At 46.8% G+C, this 1,317-nt stretch carries 1 pseudogene; it reads left to right on the top strand.

The features are described from left to right. Positions 1-1,317, top strand: a pseudogene (locus FNW07_RS13840) (hypothetical protein); the annotation flags it as partial.

The raw sequence follows: 1,317 nt of genomic DNA, 5'->3' as shown, positions 1-1,317 counted from the left end.
GAAGTTTGTGATCCGAACAGCGATGGTTTCTCTGTATTCGATCTGGAGAGTGCGAGCAATCAAATTGCAGGAGGTTCAGTACCGCCAGGTGTAGTTATTACGTATCACGAAACACCAGATGATGCCAGCAATGGTAACAATGCGCTGAGCAGTCCGTACCCCAATATCAGGGCTTACAATCAACCGATTTATGTGAGGGTATCGTATGCGCTTACCGGATGTTCAAATTTCACGACCTTGCAATTGATTGTCCATGATACCCCAATAGCGACTGAAAACGTTTCTTTGGAAGAATGTGATGACAATACTGACGGTTCGGCTAGTTTTAACCTGACCGATGCCGAAGCAGCTATTTTAGGAATGCTGCTGGACCCGGCGCAATATACCGTGAGCTACCATGTACTTCAAGGTGATGCTCAGGCGGGAACCAATGCCATTTTTAATGAGTCGAATTATCCTTCCAATACCCAGACCATCTGGGTAAGGGTGGAGCATAATACCACAAGATGTTTTGATGTGGTTGCCCTGCGGCTGATTGTGAATCCATTGCCTGTAGTACCGTTCCCGGTACGATCCTACAATCTTTGTGATGACCCTTCAGGGGATGAGAAAGAAGAGTTTAAGCTGATCACCAAAATCCAGGACATCATCGGAACCCAAACGGGTCTGAATGTTACATTCCATAGCACCGCGGCTGAGGCCCAGGCGGATAGCAATGCATTACCGATGCTTCTGATCAATAATCCTAATCCACAAACCTTGTTTGTAAGGGTAGAGAATAACGCGACCCAATGTTTTGTGGTTACCACGATGGACATTCGTGTAGAACCTTTGCCAACCATTGCGGAACCGGCACCATGGGAGGTTACCAAATGTGATATTGACGGGAACGGATTTGCATCTTTTGATTTGGATGCTTTGATTCCGGGGATACGCAACGGAGCCCTTGGTACGACAATCACATTCCATGAAACCCAGACCGATGCCGACAATGGGGATAACGCTCTGATAAGTCCTTATACGAACATCACTGCCTATTCACATCCGATATTTATACGGGCCATAAATAACCTAACGGGCTGTCACAGTACCCTTGAGATTACCCTTCGTGTCAATGCCTCACCGGTTGTACCGCCACCGGCATTGAAGGATTTGACTAAATGTGATGCTGACAGCAACAGCCAAAACGGATTTACAAGTTTTGATTTGACAGGCCCACAGGCTCTGGCAGAACAATCAAACCCTAATTACAGTGCGAGTCTGTATACCAGCTGGGCCAATGCCAATGCAGGAACATCACCAATCATTAACCTATCG

This window comes from Flavobacterium sp. GT3R68 (genome assembly GCF_007109225.1).
GTDB lineage: Bacteria > Bacteroidota > Bacteroidia > Flavobacteriales > Flavobacteriaceae > Flavobacterium.
The sequence above is the reverse complement of the archived record's forward strand: the minus strand, read 5'-3'. Positions and strand labels throughout refer to the sequence as shown.